Raw genomic sequence first — 16,731 nt, 5'->3', positions numbered from 1 at the left:
TGCGATGCCTCGCCGGCGGCCGCGGCCTTCGCGCCGGCCGACGAAATGACCGGAACCACCGGAGCCTGCGGCCGCTTCGGATTGGCCAATTCGCGCTCCCGCTGCCGCCACACTTCGCGATGCGCCGACGCCTCGGAAAGCTGAAGGCCGCGTTGCGCGAGGTCGAGCAGCGGCGTGCTGACGACGTGAGTCAGCCCATTGGTGACCGCCATCGAAGCGGCCAACGTGAGGTCGGTGCCGACGCGGCCCAGCCGCGATTCCAGCATGGACACCAGCCGCGGTTGATTACTGAGCAGGGACGATGCGGCCCGGGCGGTTTTCGGTCCGGCCGGAAGCCGGCCGAACCAGCCGGTGATTGCGGCGCCGATGGCCACCACGTCCATCGCCGCGGCGGTCAGCGGCACGACGAGCGCCAGCGGATTTCCCGGGTCGGCGAACGGCGCGGTCTGTGGTGCGGACTCTAACCCTGTCGAGGACACCTCATCGGCGACCGACGCGACCGCGGCCCGCACCTCGTCGAGCACGCGGTCGTCGTCGATGTTCTCCGCTAGTTCAACCACCAGCCGGCCCAGCGCCCCTTCGACATGAGCGCTGGCCACGCCGGGGATCTGCCGGACCGGCTCTTCGAGCTGCGCTGCCTGTTGATGCCAGCGAGGGAAAGGCAGCAGCGGGTCGAGGTCCAGATGCACCCGGTTCCCGCTCTGCCAGCGCACCGGCGGAAGCGCGTGCCGTGCGGAGCTAGTGGGAGATCCGTGATTGTTCCGGCCCAGCACTCGTCCGGTTGCCTGGCCCACCGACCGCACCATCGGGTCGGCCAGCGTTTGCACCGCACCGGCGGCGTCGGAAGCACCTTGCACCCCGACACGCACGGCCTGTACCGCCTGGCCGGTCAGTCCGCGGACAACACCGTTCACACCCGGCACGTTCATTCCAATTAACCCTTCACCAGGTTTATAAGCCAGCGCCGACCGACGACGCGTTCCACTCTCTACAAGTAGTCCTCAATAGCCTTGCACGCATTGCTGTGGACCTGCGCCGTTGAGGGTGCTCAGTGGTGTGCCCGCCGAGCCAGGGTGGCGCCCAAACCGGAGACGATCTCCCTCGGACGCTGCTGTTCGCCTTGTTGGGCGCCCAGAACGACGATCGCGCCGGTGAGCACCGGTAGCGCCCACTGCAGATACCGCAGTTGCTGTTGCGCGCCTGCGACGTCCGCCGGTGTCTGCGGTGCCGGTTCGGTTGCTCCGTGCGCGGTCTGTTGGTCGCTCTGTGCGATCTTCGAGCCCAGCGCCCCGCTGTAGGCCGTTGCGCCGAGGGCAGCCCCGGTCACCAGAAGCTTGGTGACGGTGTTCGCTCTGACGCCGGACTGATACTTCGCACGACCGCGGTTCGCGAGCAGGATCCCGGCACCGCCGATCACGTGGGCGCCGATCGCAGCGGCATTGACCGGGCTCCATTTCGCCCAGCCCACCGACGCGACCCGGCCCCGGTCCTGCGGCTCGCTGACCGCAGCGGCGGCGCCGTTGAGCCCTACTGCGCCCATCAGCGAGCCACCGAACCACGCCGCGGCACCCAGGTCGTGAAGCGAACGAATGATGGTGTTCCGTGTAGACATGTGTATTTCTCCTTTGAAATCGTGCATCACGGTGAATCGCCAAGCCAGGGCTTGCCGTTGACGACCAAGATGCTCGTGGAGTAGCGAATCGGAGCTTGAAAGCCACCGCTACGACGCAAAGGTTCACCAGTTTGCGGTGATTGAAACCTTCAGCCGCGCCCTGCCTCGGCGCCTTGCCTAATCGATCCTGAGCCAGGGCCGAATCGACGCCGAATCCGTTGCGACGGAGGCTTGTTCAAAGACGTGGCCCCAGGAACGCAGCGGTGTCGTAGTAGGTCCTGAAAGAGCCGATGGATTCACCCTGTGCTTCGAGCACACTCACGCCCTCGTAGCGAAAATCTGCTCCGTCGCGCAGCGTCCCCTTCGAAGTCCATTCCAGGAAGGCGATCCCGTCACTGTTCGCGACGTGTTGGAATGACGCGTCGATGGAGCCGAAGACGTCGCGGTACTGACGCCAAAAACTGCGCGCACCCTCTTTGCCGCGTTCCTCGTGCGGCATACCGAGCTTCCGCAGTGTCGCGTCTTCGGCGAAAAGCTCAACCAGCGGGCCGACGTCCCGGTTGCTGTGCAGGTCGCCGAGGGCGGCAACGAAACGGTCAACGATCACATCCATGCCGGCGAATACCCCCAACAGATGAGCCGCTAACCCTGACCGGAGTCGACCGGTCCGGTGGTCTGTCACACTGGGCCTGCTCAGGCCCGCACACACCCCGTGCACCGGACGGCCGCAACGACAGGCGAATCGGCTCGGTCGAAAGGCTCGAAAGGACGGCGCGTGACCACGGTTGAGAACCTGCTGTCGATGTTCGCGATCAGCCGTCCGCGATACGACGGCGGTGTGATGTCCGCCGAGCAGGTGCTCGGCCATGCCGTCGCCGACCATCGTGGGCAGATCGAAATGCCGGCATACGCCGTGATGGTCGAGTCGGTCACCAGCGGGGGTTTCTGGTATTCGCTCGACGCGCCGGTGGGGTCGGTGCAGTCCTGGCTGTCGCTGACCGCAGCAGCACCGGCCGGGATCGGTCAGCGATTGTCTGCGACCTCGCAGCTGGCACATCGTGACCATGCTTACGGCGCGCTGACCGTGCAGATCACGAACGACGACCGGAGCGTCGTTTGCGCCGGCGTGGGTCGATGCGTTCAGGTGAGCCGGGGCAGCGACGCCTTGGCGGCGATCAAAGATGTGCCGCAGCCGCCACCCGGCGAGCGCGCTCCCGCGCCGCTGCAGCTGCCGTGCTTGCCGTCGCCGATCGACCCCGGACTCGACGGCAGGCAGGTCCTGGCGGGCATCAGCGACGGGCGGATAGCCGCCGGTCCGTTGTGCGACCTCCTGCACGCCTCGGTCACCTCGGCTGACGACCAGGTGCGGCTCATCATGGCGCCGCAGCCCTGGATGGCCAATCCGCTCGGCGCCATGCAGGGCGGAGTGGTGGCGGCCATCCTCGGACAGGCGTGTTCTCTTGCCGGGCAGGTCCACACCGTGCCGGACCAGCGGTATGCACTGGTCGACCTGACCGCCAACTTCTGGAGGTCCCCACCGGTGGACGCCGGGGACATCACCGTGACGACGGGCCTGCACAAGCTCGGCCGGCGCATCGGCACGGTATCCGCCCTGATGGTCGCCGACGACGTGCCGCTCGCACACGCAGTGGCCGATATTCAGTACGTGTGATTGTCGGGCCATTATGAGCAACCCGGGTACACCGCCGCAGACGCCGACTTGCTACCGGCATCCCGACCGCCCGACCTATGTCAGCTGCACGCGGTGCGACCGGTACATCTGCCCGGAGTGCATGCGGGATGCCACCGTGGGCCAGCACTGCGTGGAGTGCGTCCGCGCGGACCGCGGGACGACGCCTCCTGCGCGCACCCATTTCGGCGGGCGGCTGCGTTCAGGCGCTCCGGCCCTCACCTACGCCCTGATCGGCGCCAACGTCGCGGCGTTCATTCTGCAGACGGCGTCGGCGGGACTGGAAAACCATCTCACGCTCTGGCCGCCGGCGGTCGCCGACGGCGAGCTGTACCGTCTGGCGACCTCGGCCTTCCTGCACTACGGCCTGACGCATCTGCTGTTGAACATGTGGGCGTTGTATGTCGTTGGCCCACCGTTGGAGATGTGGCTGGGCCGGTTGCGGTTCGGCGCACTGTACGCGTTGAGCGCGCTCGGCGGCTCCACCCTGGCCTACCTACTCGCACCGCTCAACACTGCGACAGCAGGCGCATCAGGCGCCGTCTTCGGCCTATTTGCCGCCACGTTCGTCGTGCTGCGGCGACTCGATCTGGACTATCGCTGGGTCGTCGCGGTGATCGTGGTCAACGTGGTTTTCACCCTCGTCGTGCCGATGATCAGTTCGCGGTCGATCAGCTGGCAGGCGCACCTGGGCGGACTGGTCACCGGCGCGGTGATCGCGTCTGCGTACGTCTATGCGCCGCGAAACCACCGCAATCTCGTTCAAGCCGCGGCCACCAGTGCCGGCCTGCTGCTGTTCGCGGCGCTGATCTGGTGGCGTACGAGCGCTTTGCTGACCGAGGCCGCCGGGCACTTCGTTCTGCGATGACAGCCGCGTCGGGTGCAGGCGGACAAGTGGGGGGCTGCGTCGGCCAGACGATGACGCGATCCTCGATGAGGGCAGCGACGTCGGGGAGCCGAAACCTGAGGGTACTGGGTCGAAGAAAGTGAAAAACCAGTACGGCAACGGTTTTCCAGCACCCGCGCCTTAGCGCCGGGAGCCACAACGTCACCGACCAGCTGCACTGTTCACGAAACCCGCCCGTGAGCCGGTCAGTGGCCGCCGCAGATCCTGGCCCACGCTTTCGGACCGGTAGGACAAGATTACGATGGTGCTGTCTAAGGCGGCTCGAACCGACTCCGCAGCAGCGCTACGCGATTCTTGCGCCGAACCGTCGACCCACTTGAAGTAACCGGCCGCCAGGGCGCGGCAGCGACTGTTTGTGACAGCCGGTTAACTGGTCGCTGTGAATTGGTGGATAGCCCACGCCGACCGGACGTTGAGTGAGGATGTGCCGGCGCCGCCCGTTGAAGTCCGCGGCTTCTACACCGACCTGGAGAACATGAAGCTGGTGCACCCGCTGGTCGTGTCGGTGCGCACCGGAACACGCCAAGAAGCCGCCGACGGGTACATTCAGGGTTACCGCGTCGGGGACCGGATCCCGCTGTGGCAGATCAAGATTCCGATCAGCTACCGGGTGCGCTTAGAGGTACCCGCCAACGGTGACGTCGTCACCGTGGCTCGTCAGTTCCCGCAAGTACGCCTCACCGGAAGGGTGTCTTTCCGCCTGACCGACTCAGGCACGAGAATCGTCGAGCGGCTGCAGATCGCTGCCCCGGTGCCGTTGGCGGCGGTGACGACGCGGCAGGCAGTCCAGGCGCACCGCAGCATGCTGGCGGCCATCCGTCGCCGCTTCGAAAAAGGACTGTGACGCGACGGGTTTGTGGTTGACTCACCGCCTGACAGGCGACGACGCACCGAACGGAGGCAGTCAATGACCGAGCGAGAAGACCGTCAGGACGTCACTGAGGTGCTGCTGCGATACGCCACCGGCATTGACCGGCGCGACTGGTCGCTGTTCCGCACCGTGTTCACCGACGACTGCGAACTCGACTACGGCGACATCGGCACCTGGCAGGGTGTTGATGCTGTCACCGACTTCATGCAAAAGGCGCACGCGGCGGCCGGCCACACCCTGCACCGGGTGACCAACCCGGTGATCGCCGTCGACGGTGACCGAGCGGAGGCCCGCACCTACGTCGACGCACTGGTGATGTTGTCGGACAATCAGTCCGGCGTGAATGGAATCGGTTACTACGACGACGAAATGGTGCGCACCGCTGCCGGGTGGCGGATCGCGCGCCGCCGCTTCACGACGGTGCGGGTCGCGACGGTGGGTGAGCCGGCATGACGTTCGCCGCGAAGTACGGTCCGTGGGCACTGGTTGCCGGAGCTTCCGAGGGTGTCGGTGCCGCGTTCGCCGAACAACTCGCCGAGCGCGGGCTCAACGTCGTCCTGGTGGCTCGGCGTCAAGCCGCCCTTGACGACGTCGCCGCCGGCATCATTCGCCGCACCGCCGTGGAAACCCGGACGCTGGCCGTCGACCTCGCTCGTCCCGGTAGCGCGTCAAGCATCGCCACCGCCATCAGAGACCTCGACATCGGCTTTCTGGTGTACTGCGCAGGCGCTGACCCGAACTTCGAACCGTTCTTGGCCAACCCCATCGCCACCGCTGAAGCGATGCTGCAGCGCAATTGTCTGGCGCCGATGCAGCTCTGCCATCACTTCGCGAGCGCAATGGTGCAGCGGGGCAGCGGCGGCATCGTCATCTTCGGCTCCGGCGCCGGACTCGTCGGCGGCCCCAACATGGTCGCCTACGGCGCTACCAAGGCGTTCGACATGGTTTTCGCTGAAGCCCTGTGGAGCGAAGTGCACGAGCAGGGTGTGGATGTCCTGGGTCTGATTCTCGGTAAAACGGACACACCGGCTTTGCGCCGACTCGAACATGCCCGCGGACTGCTGCGCTCTGAAAACGAGCCGCCCCGCGATGCCGCCAGTGTCGACGAGGTGATCAGCGAAGTGTTCGCCAATCTCACCCACGGACCCACCTGGATGGTGGGCGACCAGATGCGCGCCGCTGCCCAGATGCTCGGCTCGGTCAGCCGCAACGAAGCGGTCCAGCTACTCACCGAAGCCAGTGCCGCCGCCATGGGCGACAACGGCAAAAGCGGGTGAAGCCAGCGGCCTTCAGAATTCGTAGCGCAACCGGATGCCGTGATATCGCGCCCGCATCTGAGCGGCGCGTTCGGCTTTGGTCACTCGTGCGGTATCACGCGGTAAGGCGTCGGCCAACTCGGCGCGCTTGACCAGTTCGACGTTCAGCACCGCCGGGCGGCCCTCGAGCATGTGACGGTAGGTGACGTTGCCGCGCTCGAAGTTCTGCGTATCCATCCAATTGTGGTAACCCGGGTCGTCGTGGGCGACAATCAGCCGCACCTTGCCGTCGCTGTCCACCGTGGCGCGGCTCGGCGTGTAGCTCACCGGGCGGTAGAGGTAATCCATGCTGTTGAAGAACACGCCCATGTTGGTGAGCATCCAAAGCCCCTGGTGTGCCTCGAATTCGACGATCAGAGCTTCATCGGTTGCGAGGTGCCAGTGCATGTTCGCCGCGGCACGCCCCCGCTTGGTGTCCGCACCGGTCGAGTTGACGACAGGGAAACGGTTCGGTGTGTTCGCGTCGACACCGCCGTAGGTGAAGGGGAATTCCGGCCAGTCGTTCATCACCCCGGTGAGGAATTCCGCGGCCCAGCCCATCGCCGCCGTCATCGACTCAGGTGTCGGTAGCGGCTTGGGTGACGCCATGTCTATGCGCTCGATTCGTAGCCGTGCCGGCCGCTCGTCCCATCGATCGAAGCCTTGGCGGATGAATAGCTTTCGCGATTTGTCAGTGGTGGGCAGCCAATTGGGCCGCCGCTGCGGCCCGCCGACGAAAAGCTCGAAGGCGCCGTCCGGTTCAGTGGTGAGCTGGTCACCGGTCATGCCGGTCTCCGGCACGTCGCCGAACGGTTCGTGCAACACGCCCGCCCCGTCGTTCCTGGGCCCCTGCACGGTGATGTTGAAAAAGCGTGCCGTTCCGCGGTTTCCGCTGATGTGATAGGCGGACCGCCCGTCGATCCAGGCTTGCCGGTAGACGAAGTCGGCGCAGTCGCCGCCAAGCTTGCGGGTGGGGTTGCAAAAGGTATGAATGGCGGGATAGCGCGCGTCTTTGGTTTCTAGACCGAGATCAAAAGCCTGCCCGAGATTCTGGGTGAGGAAGCGGAATGCGTCGACCCTGTGCTGACCGGACGCGGGGTTGTGGTCTTTGAAGGCGCGTTGGCCGGCCGCCTTGAGCCGGTCGCAGAACTCTTCCCAGGACGCCCATAGCGCCGCATCGTCGGGTCCGTCGCCGAACGCCATGCCACCCCCTACCCGCCGGCCGAATTCAGTAACCGCGCCACCGCGGTACACCCGCGTCGTGCCGCCTCGAATGGGCCCTCGTGGTCGATTCGTGGACCGATCAACTCCAGATCGAAACCGTTCGGGTAACCGGCGGCGAGTACCTGCCCGATGAAGGGCTCGATCGGGATGACGCCGTCGCCGGGCACCGCGCGTGCCGGAAGCGCCCGGTCACCCAGCACATAGTCACTGAGCTGAATGAGTTGGAGGCGTGGCAGTGCACGTCGCACCAGGCCAGCAAGGTCGGCTTCGGCCCAGCAGTGAAATAGGTCAACGCAGACACCGAGCCCGGCCATCTCCGCCAGAGTAATGGTGTCTTGCAAGGTGTGGGCGAAGTGGATGTCAGCATAAAGGCTGGACGCATTCTCGATCGCGAGGGCCACGCCGGCCTGCCCGGCTACCCGCACACCGGGCTCGACAATGCAGCAGAACTGCTCGGCCGCCTGCTCCCAAGTCAGCGGGCCGCGTCCACCGGTCAGCATGTAGACGGTGCGTGCACCCACCGCCGCTGCGGTCTCGATGACACGGTCGAGATCATCACGCGCGCAAGCGATGCTGTTCGCATCTATCGGCAACCGGCCCGCTCCGAACAAATGACAGACCGCCTCAACCGTGTAATCGTGAAGGCGAATCAACGGAGGCAATGCCGGATCGAACAGCTGATGCTCGATCAGGCTCAACCGCCGCACACCCAACTGCTGCCAATAGCGGTCCAATTCGTCAAGCGTCGCGCCGGGGAAGGAGACGGCGTGGACGGACAACCTGTCGTGCACGCCCCTCAACCGCGCTTCTCGATCTCGATGCCGAAACGCTCACGAAATGGCCGGAATTCCTCCTGCAGGGCATCCAGGTCCGCGCCGATGTCGGTGAGTAACTTGGTCGAGTAGGTGAACTTCCCATAGCGATCGCCGCGGTTCTCCGCAAGATAGCTGCGCATTGCAGCTTGCGCCTCGGGCGCCAGCGGCCGGCCGCAGAACTCGTAGAAACGGCGAGCGGTGCCCACCGGGTCGGCGATGAAGTCGGTGTAGCGGATGTGCAGGATGCGTGGATCTTCGACCAGCGGGTTGGTCATCGTGTTGACGACACCCGCACGGGTCATCTGCAAATGCTTTCTGGTTTCGGACTGCAGATCGACGGGTCCGACGATGCCGTCGAGGATGTCGGCCATCATCATGGTGCGCGACGCCACAACCTGCACCGGATCGCGGTGCAGCCAGATCATGTTCGCATCCGGATAGGCTTCGAAGAGCTCGCGCAGCCGGAAGGTGTGAAACCCCTTGAGAACCCAGTACTTGTCCGGGCGCCCGTACTGGAACTGCTGCAGCATCGCTTGATGGATTCGGTACTGCGCGGTCGCATCGATAGGCAGGCCGGCCACCAAGGTCTGCATCGGCACCCGCCACCAAGCGGTCGGTGTCATCACCCGGAAGTCGAAAGCCCAGGTGCGTTCGTCTTCGGGCAGGCCGTCGCCGAGCATGTCGTTATAGGGATGACTCAGTAGCCATTTGGGCATCTTCGCGTTGATCTCGCGCCAGTCGGCGTCCGCCCGCGCCCGACGTAGCCGGGTCTCGGAGACACCGGGTGGCGGCGAGGGATACATCACCTCCCAGAAGCGCAATGCCCGCGCGTGCGGATCGACCGCCAGCAGCGCGTGCATCAGCGTGGTGCCCGAGCGCGGCTCACCGGTGACGAACATCGGTCGCTCAATACGTTCCGTGGCGACCGGATAGCGGTTGCGGTCCTCGAAGAACTCCAGCCGTGACGTCAGCAGCCAGTGACACACGTCCGCGGCCTGTTGCCGGCCTGTGGCGTCCATCCCGAGGTTGTTGAGGTGCTTGACTGCGACGCGGAAACGTGCGGGCAGCGTCGGGTCGCCGTAGTCGTCAAGACCGGTCTCGGTTTGCGCGCGGTCGAGGAGGTCCGCGGCGTTGAGCAGATGGGTCATTCGACGTCTCCGCAGAGGCTCAGCAATTCATCTTCGGCGTCGCGCACATTCTCGGCTGAGACGGCGGAGTATCGCAATCCGGCCATCGCCCCGTAATCGAGGATCTTGGGCACCCGCAGACCGGCGTCGACGTAGCACTTGATGGTTTGCGCAACTTGCTTCGGCGTGCCGTGCGGCAACACCGCCAGGATCGTTTCCGGCTGCACCCGTCCGAGGAAGTCGACGATTCGCTCCCGCGTCAGGGTGGCGGGATCGATGTCCTGGAAGCCGCGCCAGTGAGCGCCCATCGGGTGCTCGTGGCCGAAGCCGCGCAGCGTCTCAGCCGAGAACTGCAGCAGCAGGGCCTTGACCAGCGGCGCCTGCACGATATCGGCCAGCGCTTTCTCGTCTTTGGCGAGGATGCAGATCTGGATGAAGCAAGGCGTGATCGCCATCGGGTCGCGGCCGGCGCGCTCTGCGGAAGCGCGCACGCCTGCAAGCTTTTCCGCGTAGTCCTCAGGCGTCCAGGCACCGGCCGGCCACCAGCCGTCGGCGTAGCGCCCGGCGATGTCGAGCAGCCGTGGGCCGCTGCCCGCGACCCAGATTTCCGGGAAACGGCCTTCGTAGGGTTCGGTGTCCAGGCGGGCTTGGTGCAAACGGTAGAACCGCCCTTGGAAATCGACCGGACCGTCGCATTCCCAGAGCAGGCGAATGACCTGCAGCGCCTCTTCAAAACGGCTGACCGGCCTGGCGAAGTCGAATCCATACGGCAGCGTGTTCTCGGCCTCCCCGCTGCCCAGACCCAGAATGAAGCGGCCGCGGGCCAGATGATCGATGGTGAGCGCGCTCTGGGCGAGCAATGACGGATGCCGACGCACCGTGTCGACGACGCTGGTCGCAAGAGGCACGCGCTCGGTCAACGCTGCGGCGGCAGCCGCGACCGCCATGCCGTCCAAGTGGCGGTGCGGAGACGGCGACGCGGTGGCCAGATCGGTGAACTCCGGGGTCCAGATCGAATCCGGCCAGAAGCTGACCATGTGATCGGGCAGCCAGATCGAGTGGTACCGACGGTCGTCCAAGCGCTGTAGCTGGGAGAGGTCCAGCGGGAGCGTGGTCCGGAAGAACGCGGCCGGGCGGACCTTCACTGTCGCGGCTCGGGTAGTTTCCTGTCCCGATGCGTCGGCATTTCGAAGCGATCGAGATAGCCCTCGATGAGTGCCACCGCTTGGGCGTGTCCCCGGGTGATGCCGAGATTCTTCTCCAGCAACAGGATGCGCGCGAGGCTGGTCACCATCATCGACATGACCACCGGCGGAAAGGCCCGCACGTCGACGCCGTGCGCACGTAGCGCCATGGTCACCGCTGCCTCGAGCTCCCTTCATCGCGAGCCGCCGAATGAGACACTGATTCGCCGAGTAAGAGAATCGTATTCTTCCCGACCGCCCACGTGCAATCTCCTCCACCACGGCGCACCGAACAGCTACCTTCCTTGTAAGAAGCCGGTGATGAGGAGGTCAGCGTGTTGCATGGTCTGGTACTGGCGGCTCAGGACAACCCGCAAGCGGCCGGGTTCATCCTTCGCGGCGTCAAGGCCATCATTGTCGGCATCGGTAGCGTCATCGCGGCGATAGTGTCCGCGATCATCGCCGGAACGAAGGGCCGAAACCCGCTCGGCTGGGGCATTCTCGGCCTGTTTTTCAGCATCCTCACCCTGATCGCGGTGATCGTCATCCCCAGTAAGAAGTAATCCGGGGACGCTGTAGTCGCAGCGCCAGTTCCCACAAAGCCGTGACATTGACGCGGCGAATTGTAAAGCTGGCTGCATGACCGAAGTGCAGAGTGACAGCGGTGTCCTGGCGGGCGACGAGCGGATGCTGATCGACGGGGAACTGCAGACGACGGGCAGCGGTGCGACGTTCGACGTGGTGCACCCGGGCAGCGAAGAGGTGGTCGGCCCGGCCACCGACGGCACGGTGGCCGACCTGGAACGAGCGGTCGGTGCGGCACGGCGCGCGTTCGACAGCACCGAATGGTCCCGCGACCTGGAATTCCGCTATCACTGCCTCAAGCAATTACACGACGCCCTGCAACGCAACACCGAACGGCTGCGCCGCATCGTGGTCACCGAAGTTGGCTGTCCGATCACCGTGACCGGCAGCCAGGTCGAAGACCCCATCCGGGAAGTAGATCACTGGGCCGAGCATGGCCACGCGTTCGAGTATCTGCAAGACAACGGCCTGCACGACACTCCGCTGGGTCCGGCACGCCGCAAGATCCACTACGACGCGACCGGGGTGGTCGGCGCCATCACTCCGTGGAATGTCCCGTTCTACCTCAACATCGCCGAGACGGTGCCCGCGCTGATGGCCGGCAATACCGTGGTGCTCAAACCCGCGCAGCTCACGCCGTGGTCCGGCACCGAGCTGGGCCGCATCGTCGCCGAGGAAACCGATATCCCGGCCGGAGTATTCAACGTCGTGGTCTCCAACGCGAACGAGGTGGGTGCCGCGCTGTCGGCCGACAAGCGCGTCGACATGATCACTTTCACCGGATCGACGGCCACCGGCCGAGCGATTCTGGCGGCGGCGGCACCGACAGTGAAAAAGACACTGCTGGAATTGGGTGGAAAGTCGGCACACATCGTGCTCGACGACGCCGACTTCAGCTCCGCTCTGCCCTTGGCCGCGATGATGGCCTGCGTCATGTCGGGACAAAGCTGCATCCTGCCGTCCCGGATCCTCCTGCCACGCAGCTGTTATGGCGAAGGCTTGGAAGTGCTGAAGGCCAGCATGGAGGCGTTCCCGGTCGGTGACCCTTGGCAGCCCGGCAATCTGCAAGGCCCGCAGATCAGTGAGATGCAGCGGCAGAAGGTGTTGGGTCTGATCGCGTCCGGCGTCGACTCCGGCGCCACGGTGCTCACCGGTGGTGGGATACCCGAGAACCTCCCACGCGGCTATTACGTGCAGCCGACGCTGCTGTCCGATGTCGATCCGGACGCCCGCGTCGCCCAGGAGGAGATATTCGGCCCGGTGTTGACCGTCACTTCCTACGAGAGCGAAGACGAGGCGATCGCAATAGCCAACAACTCGATTTACGGGCTGTCCGGCGAGGTCAGCAGCGCCGACGTCGACCGGGCAGTGCAGGTGGCCAAGCGGATGCGCACGGGCAACGTGACGATCAACGGCAAATCGCACTTCGGCATCGCCAGCCCGTTCGGTGGCACCAAGCAGAGTGGGCTGGGCCGGCGCAACGGCGCCGAGGGCTTCCTGGAGTACCTGGAGAGCAAAACCATCGGGATGCCGGAATAGCGGCGCCGCTCACGTCAACTGCCGCCGGACTTCTCGCTTCAGCACCTTGCCGTAGCTGTTCTTCGGCAGTTGGTCCACTCGCACGTACCGCTTGGGCCGTTTGAATCGGGCGATGCGCCGCAGCAGGTGTGCGTCGAGTTCGTCCACGTCCGCGCTGCCGACGATGAGAGCGACGACCACTTCACCCCACTCGTCGTCGGGCTCTCCCACGACACACACCTCTGACACACCCGGGTGCTCGAGGATCGCTTCCTCGACTTCCCGCGGATAGATGTTGGTGCCGCCGCTGATCACCACGTCCTTCGAGCGGTCTCGCAAAGTCAGACGTCCGTGCGCGTCGAAGGAACCGACGTCACCGGTGCGCAGCCAACCGTCCCGGAGTGTCTCGTGGGTGGCAACCGGGTTGTTCCAATAACCGGCCATGACAACGTCACCGCTGCAGGCGATCTCACCGGATTCGCCGACGGCCGCCCGGGTACCGTCGTCGCGCAGCACCACTACTTCCATCCCGGAGCGCGGATAGCCGACGGATGCCAGCACCTCGTCGCCGGCGTGCTCGTGATCGGTACGACGCAGACCGGTGATCGTCATCGGCGACTCGCCCTGCCCGTAGATCTGAGCGAAGATCGGTCCGAATGCGGCCAGTGCTTTCTTGATGCTCGCCACATACATCGGGCCGCCGCCGTAGACGATCGTGCGAAGCGTCCGTGGCCGCGCGCGTCCGGTTTCCACCAGTCGCTGCACCATTGTCGGGGCCAGAAAGGCGCTGCAGCCGGGATGCTCGTCGCACAGGTCCAGGAACTCGTCGGCGTCGAACCGGCCGTGTGTCGGGATCACTTGCCGGGCGCCGCGCAGCACATAGGCGGGAATGTAGAGGCCCGAGCCGTGCGACATCGGTGCGGCGTGCACCAAGCTGCTGTGCTCATCGGGCGCATCGATGTCGGCCAGGTGAGCGATCGTCATCGCCGTCAGATTGCGGTGGGTGAGCATGGCGCCCTTCGGCCGACCGGTCGTGCCGCTGGTGTAGAACAGCCACGCCAGCGTCGACGGATCAGTGCCCGGGGTCACTGCGCCAGCGCCGCGGAGTCGGTGCGAATACGCCTCGGTGACAAAGCTTTCGATGGGGCGCGCGGTGACCGAGGTAAGTTCGGCGGCCACCGTCGGTGAGGCGAAGATCTGTGAGACGCCGGCATCGTCCACGATGTGCGATATTTCGCGCGGGTGCAGCTTGTAATTGATCGGGACGGCCACACACTCGGCTGCCCATATGCCGAATAGCAATTCGATGATCTCCGGACGGTTCTCGCTGGCGATCGCGATCCGTTGCCCCGGCAGGCCGTCGCGACGAAGGGAGCCGGCCAGCCTCAGCGCCCGGTCGCGGAGTACTTTCCAGCTGCAAAGGCACTCCGAACCGTGATACACCGCGCCGCGATCGCCGAAGCGCAGCGCGGCCTGATCCAGGAACGTGAACAGGTTCACCGGGCAGTCCACTGCGAGGTGAGCGCGAACTCGGAAAGATACTTCGTTGAACTCCAGCCACCGTCGACAACGATGGTCTGCCCGTTGATGAAGCTGCCGCCAGGTGAGCACAGAAAAGCGATGACGGCGGCAACGTCGTCGACCGTGCCCAGCCGCTGATGCGGTGTCATCTCCGTTTGCATCCGCTGAAACCGCTCGTCGGCCAGGCGGTGTTCCGTCATCGGCGTCTGAATCACCCCGGGAGCCACCGCGTTGCAGCGTATTCCCTGCGATCCGTACTGGCAGGCGATATGCGTTGTCAGTGCCGTCAGGCCGCCTTTGGCGGCCGAGTACGCGCCGCCGCGTAGCCCGCCGACCACCGCGAACGTCGACGTCACATTGATGATCGCCGAACCTGGGCGCAGGTGTGGAATGACGTTACGAGCCAGGCGAAACGGCGCCCGCAGCATCAATCCCAGAAAATAGTCCAGCGTTTCGTCATTGGTCTCGTGCAAGGGTTTCGGACTGCCCACACCGGCGTTGTTGACCAGGAAGTCGATGCTGCCCCAGCGGGCGGTCGCGGTGTCGACGATTCGACTGGGCGCCTCGTCATCGGTTAGATCGACGGCGAGGGTGGCGACCCGCTCGGGGTCGCCGATCGCGTGCGCAAGTGCGTCGAGCCGGCTTTCGTCGCGGCCCGTGGCCACGATGGCCATGCCGGTCTCGGCAAGCCGAGTGGCGCAACCGAAGCCGATTGCTCCGCTGGCGCCGGTCACGATCGCTACCTGCATGTCTCGTCCGCCTTCTCCAGCGTCGCTTTGATCTGATGCTTCAGCACTTTGCCTGCGTCGTTCTTCGGCAGCCCGTTACGAATGACAACCTGCTCCGGCATTTTGAACTTGGCGACGCCGCGGGCCTGCAGATATTCGCGCAGTGCTGCGACATCGGGCCGGCGGGAAGCCTTCGGGACGATCGCCGCGCACGCCCGCTCCCCGGTGCGTTCGTCGGGCACGCCGACGATGGCCACCTCGGCTATGTCGGGGTGGTCGGCGAGCAGGTCCTCGATCTCCTTCGGGGAGATGTTCTCACCGTTACGGATGATGATGTCCTTGGCCCGGCCGGTGATGAGCAGGTATGCGCCGTCGACCCACCGGCCCAGGTCACCGGTACGGAAATAGCCCTCTGGATCGAACGATTCGACCTCGTCTTCCGGGTGCAGGTAACCGACCAGCATCTGTGGTCCGCGTGCGCGTACCTCACCGTCAAGGGCAGCGACATCGTCGGAGACAAGTCTGATCTGGGCCGAGCCGGCACGGCCGTCGGTGTCAGCGGCGTGGCCGGCCTCTGCCGGCGAGCCGATCGTGGTGATCGGAACTTCGGTCGACCCGTAGACGCGGGTCACGGCGGCGCGATCGAAATAGTCTGCGGCAGAACGGATCAAGGACGGTGACACCGATGCGCCGCCGCAGACGAACAACTTCAGGTCGGGCAGGCGGGTGCCGGCGCGTCTGGCGGCGGCGAGGATCTGCTCGAGAAAGGGCGTGGCGCCGGCGATGTGCGTACAGTGCTCGGCTTGCATCAGCCGGACCGCGTCATCGGCGTTCCAGCGGTCCATCAGAACTGCGGTTGTGCTCAGCAGCAGGGGGCCTTCGAACGCATAGATCGAGCCGCCGATGTGGGCGATTGGGGAGGGGACCAGGAACCGGTCACCGGGTTCAACCGACCAGTGCTCCCGGAGCTGGCACATTAACGCGTGCATTGAGTTGTGGCTGTGCAGAACCCCTTTGGGACGGCCGGTAGTGCCCGAGGTGTAGAGGACCATCCGCACCGCATCCGGGTTCAGCACCGGTAGGGCCGCGCCCGTCGGTGGGGTCAGCAGTGACGCGAACGGTGTCTTTCGATCGTCTGCTTCGTCGCCGCGTAACACCACCACCTCGACGGGCCGGTCGAGTTGTGCGGTGACACGGTCCATCATCGACGCGTAGTCGTAGCGGCCGTAGTGCGCAGGCACGAAGATTATCCGGCTGCCGGCGTCTTCGAGAATGAAAAGCAGTTCGCCGTCGCGCAGCGACGGCAAGACAGGGTTGACCACCATTCCGGCCAACGTCGCCGCCAGGTAGACAACCGCGGCTTCGTGCCAATTGGGCAACATGAATGACACCACGCTGCCCACCGGCATCCGAATCGAGATTGCTGCCGCCAGCGCTGTCGCCTGGTCATGCAACTGCCGGCAGTCGAGGCGTACGTCGCCGTCGACCAGAACCGGGCGCCGGGGTGTCTGTTGCGCGGCGTCGCGCAGCGAATCGGCAAGTGTCGACTGCACCCACCAGCCGCGGGCATAGGCGTCGGCGATGCGTTCGCTGTTCCAGCGACTGAACCTCGTGCTCAACCCATTTCGCTCGTCGTTCGACATTTCCGGTGCCC

Annotated in this window: 17 protein-coding genes and 1 pseudogene; 7 read left to right on the top strand and 11 right to left on the bottom strand. The window is 65.3% G+C overall.

Going from position 1 to position 16,731, the window contains the following annotated elements; genetic code table 11:
• From WA317_RS12875 to WA317_RS12865, 3 genes and pseudogenes are all read right to left on the bottom strand, one after another.
• Positions 1–929 (bottom strand): annotated as a pseudogene (locus tag WA317_RS12875) (cation-translocating P-type ATPase); the annotation flags it as partial.
• A gap of 119 nt (positions 930–1,048) precedes the next feature.
• A complete protein-coding gene (locus tag WA317_RS12870; protein ID WP_425173397.1) occupies positions 1,049–1,612 on the bottom strand; it encodes a hypothetical protein in 564 nt (187 codons plus the stop codon).
• A gap of 235 nt (positions 1,613–1,847) precedes the next feature.
• The gene (locus WA317_RS12865; protein WP_425173396.1) at positions 1,848–2,294 is read right to left on the bottom strand and encodes a nuclear transport factor 2 family protein; all 447 of its coding nucleotides are present in this window, start codon (positions 2,292–2,294) and stop codon (positions 1,848–1,850) included.
• A 93-nt stretch (positions 2,295–2,387) separates the two neighbouring features.
• Between WA317_RS12865 and WA317_RS12860 the strand changes: the two genes are divergently transcribed.
• From WA317_RS12860 to WA317_RS12840, 5 genes are all read left to right on the top strand, one after another.
• Positions 2,388–3,284: a PaaI family thioesterase gene (locus WA317_RS12860; protein WP_425173395.1), complete on the top strand. Its 897-nt coding sequence runs from the start codon at positions 2,388–2,390 to the stop codon at positions 3,282–3,284.
• A gap of 13 nt (positions 3,285–3,297) precedes the next feature.
• Positions 3,298–4,170: a rhomboid family intramembrane serine protease gene (locus WA317_RS12855; RefSeq protein ID WP_425173394.1), complete on the top strand. Its 873-nt coding sequence runs from the start codon at positions 3,298–3,300 to the stop codon at positions 4,168–4,170.
• Positions 4,171–4,588: 418 nt separating this feature from the next.
• Positions 4,589–5,053 carry an SRPBCC family protein gene (locus tag WA317_RS12850; protein WP_425173393.1) on the top strand — a complete coding sequence of 155 codons (465 nt, stop codon included), beginning with the start codon at positions 4,589–4,591 and terminating at the stop codon, positions 5,051–5,053.
• 63 nt (positions 5,054–5,116) lie between these two features.
• Positions 5,117–5,533, top strand: coding sequence for a nuclear transport factor 2 family protein (locus tag WA317_RS12845; protein ID WP_425173392.1), 417 nt, complete (start codon positions 5,117–5,119; stop codon positions 5,531–5,533).
• Entirely contained in the window at positions 5,530–6,357 is an 828-nt protein-coding gene (locus tag WA317_RS12840) for an SDR family NAD(P)-dependent oxidoreductase (protein ID WP_425173391.1), read from the top strand. The genes WA317_RS12845 and WA317_RS12840 overlap by 4 nt, the downstream gene beginning before the upstream one ends.
• Before the next feature lie 12 nt (positions 6,358–6,369).
• Here the strand turns inward: WA317_RS12840 and WA317_RS12835 are convergent, their stop codons facing one another.
• The 5 genes from WA317_RS12835 to WA317_RS12815 are packed head-to-tail and all read right to left on the bottom strand — an operon-like array spanning position 6,370 to position 10,895.
• Positions 6,370–7,578 (bottom strand): DUF1214 domain-containing protein, encoded by a 1,209-nt coding sequence (locus WA317_RS12835; protein WP_425173390.1) that lies wholly within the window; start codon positions 7,576–7,578, stop codon positions 6,370–6,372.
• Between the two features lie 8 nt (positions 7,579–7,586).
• On the bottom strand, positions 7,587–8,399 hold the full coding sequence (locus WA317_RS12830) for a sugar phosphate isomerase/epimerase family protein (RefSeq protein ID WP_425173389.1): 813 nt from the start codon (positions 8,397–8,399) through the stop codon (positions 7,587–7,589).
• Positions 8,396–9,562: a sulfotransferase family protein gene (locus WA317_RS12825; RefSeq protein WP_425173388.1), complete on the bottom strand. Its 1,167-nt coding sequence runs from the start codon at positions 9,560–9,562 to the stop codon at positions 8,396–8,398. Before WA317_RS12825 ends, WA317_RS12830 begins: the two co-directional genes overlap by 4 nt.
• Positions 9,559–10,686: an LLM class flavin-dependent oxidoreductase gene (locus WA317_RS12820; protein ID WP_425173387.1), complete on the bottom strand. Its 1,128-nt coding sequence runs from the start codon at positions 10,684–10,686 to the stop codon at positions 9,559–9,561. Before WA317_RS12820 ends, WA317_RS12825 begins: the two co-directional genes overlap by 4 nt.
• Positions 10,683–10,895, bottom strand: coding sequence for a hypothetical protein (locus tag WA317_RS12815; protein ID WP_425173386.1), 213 nt, complete (start codon positions 10,893–10,895; stop codon positions 10,683–10,685). The genes WA317_RS12820 and WA317_RS12815 overlap by 4 nt, the downstream gene beginning before the upstream one ends.
• 165 nt (positions 10,896–11,060) lie before the next feature.
• Here WA317_RS12815 and WA317_RS12810 point away from each other — a divergent pair, with 165 nt between their 5' ends.
• Positions 11,061–11,288, top strand: a complete 228-nt coding sequence (locus WA317_RS12810; protein ID WP_425173385.1) for a deoxyribodipyrimidine photolyase — start codon at positions 11,061–11,063, stop codon at positions 11,286–11,288.
• A gap of 76 nt (positions 11,289–11,364) precedes the next feature.
• Positions 11,365–12,849, top strand: coding sequence for an aldehyde dehydrogenase family protein (locus WA317_RS12805; protein WP_425173384.1), 1,485 nt, complete (start codon positions 11,365–11,367; stop codon positions 12,847–12,849).
• A 9-nt stretch (positions 12,850–12,858) separates the two neighbouring features.
• Here the strand turns inward: WA317_RS12805 and WA317_RS12800 are convergent, their stop codons facing one another.
• The 3 genes from WA317_RS12800 to WA317_RS12790 are packed head-to-tail and all read right to left on the bottom strand — an operon-like array spanning position 12,859 to position 16,720.
• On the bottom strand, positions 12,859–14,328 hold the full coding sequence (locus tag WA317_RS12800; protein ID WP_425173383.1) for an AMP-binding protein: 1,470 nt from the start codon (positions 14,326–14,328) through the stop codon (positions 12,859–12,861).
• Positions 14,325–15,098: an SDR family NAD(P)-dependent oxidoreductase gene (locus tag WA317_RS12795; RefSeq protein WP_425173382.1), complete on the bottom strand. Its 774-nt coding sequence runs from the start codon at positions 15,096–15,098 to the stop codon at positions 14,325–14,327. The genes WA317_RS12800 and WA317_RS12795 overlap by 4 nt, the downstream gene beginning before the upstream one ends.
• Positions 15,089–16,720, bottom strand: coding sequence for an AMP-binding protein (locus WA317_RS12790; RefSeq protein WP_425173381.1), 1,632 nt, complete (start codon positions 16,718–16,720; stop codon positions 15,089–15,091). The genes WA317_RS12795 and WA317_RS12790 overlap by 10 nt, the downstream gene beginning before the upstream one ends.
• Between the last annotated feature and the right edge of the window lie 11 nt (positions 16,721–16,731).

The organism is Mycobacterium sp. (assembly GCF_049802695.1).
Classification (GTDB): Bacteria; Actinomycetota; Actinomycetes; order Mycobacteriales; family Mycobacteriaceae; genus Mycobacterium.
Note: the sequence above shows the minus strand (reverse complement) of the source record. Positions and strands in the feature narration are given on the sequence as shown.